1 pseudogene is annotated in these 1,295 nt (G+C 35.4%); it reads left to right on the top strand.

The annotated features are described in order from the left end of the window. Positions 1-698 precede the first annotated feature (698 nt). Positions 699-1,295 (top strand): annotated as a pseudogene (locus I593_RS00115) (hypothetical protein); the annotation flags it as partial.

The raw sequence follows: 1,295 nt of genomic DNA, 5'->3' as shown, positions 1-1,295 counted from the left end.
GGCTTGTACCTGAACTCTATTTTCACAATAAAAAGTGTTTAGTTCAAGACCCAAAATGATAAGTCTTCGTTAATCCGTGTTTTAAATCATCAAATAAGCATCCTAGATCGAGCTTTGCCTGCTCCTGCGTGTCCGTTTTACGGATTGGCATGCGTTGCATGTGGAGGGAATAAGTGTCACTGGTGCAACGTAGCGATAGTCGAAAGGCTAAACCGCTACAGGGGAATCTCACAAAAGCGGAGCGTTAAGAGTAGTTGTATAGGTTGGTTAAGTTGTATGTTGGGGAAACCCTCGCAGAGATACCGCCATACTTCGACAGGGAGCGTGTGGGGAGAGGTGCAAGACCTTTAGTCCTTGTCTGCATAGTTTGCAAAGCTATGTGCGGATACGACCGATATACGTGGCTCCGAAGCCAAAAGAATATGCGGTAAATCGGCAATACTTAAAGGATGCGTCATTTTTTTAAATGACCGCCTTTAGGGAGAGTATTGCCGAAACTCTCTCAACCGTTCACCAAAGCCAAAGCACGAAGTGCGACGCTTTGGGGGCGAGTTGAGAAGTTGAGAGCATTTGTTTTTAGGGGAATTAGGCAGATGGGTTTTAATATACCTAATATTCTGCTTAGGCTATTTTTTTATGCTTTTAATCTTTTATAAATCGTTATTTAATTGAATGGTAATAATTTTTGAATCTTTGAAATGACTAGAAGCAGATTTTTTAAAAAAACGTACCATTCTAATTATCGAGGTAAAGTATCTGTTGAGGATGCTGTTAAACATCAAACATATCTTGATGATATGAGAAAAGATGCTGTTTTTTATTGTGTAGATCATATCGAAAGTTCAATGATCCCACATAGTATGCTTCATAAAATAATTCAAAAGTTAAAAACTAAGCAAAATGATAGTTTAACTTTGCCAGAGAAAGCCTATTTAGTTCGTCAAAACCTTAATGCTTTACATAGTCTAGTTGAAGGTAAAATTTCTTTTAATCAATATAAGAAAGAAGTTGTTAATGACAGAATAAAGCATCAAGAACACTTAGAAGCAGAAAGATTACGCTTGGAAAAATTAAGAGAATTAGAACTAATTCAGTTAAAGAAACAACAAGAAAAATTAGCTCAGGAAAGAAAAGTTAGAGAACAAGCTGAACGTGAACGTAGGAAAAAATTAGAATCTGACCCTAAATATATAGAGAGGCAAAAAGAAAAAAATCTAATAAAAAAATATGATATTTACTTCTATGACATAGCTGATAAGCATAGATACAAGTTAATTAATATATTGAAATTATTA

It is taken from the genome of Acinetobacter tandoii DSM 14970 = CIP 107469 (assembly GCF_000400735.1).
Classification (GTDB): domain Bacteria; phylum Pseudomonadota; class Gammaproteobacteria; order Pseudomonadales; family Moraxellaceae; genus Acinetobacter; species Acinetobacter tandoii.
The sequence above is the reverse complement of the archived record's forward strand: the minus strand, read 5'-3'. Positions and strand labels throughout refer to the sequence as shown.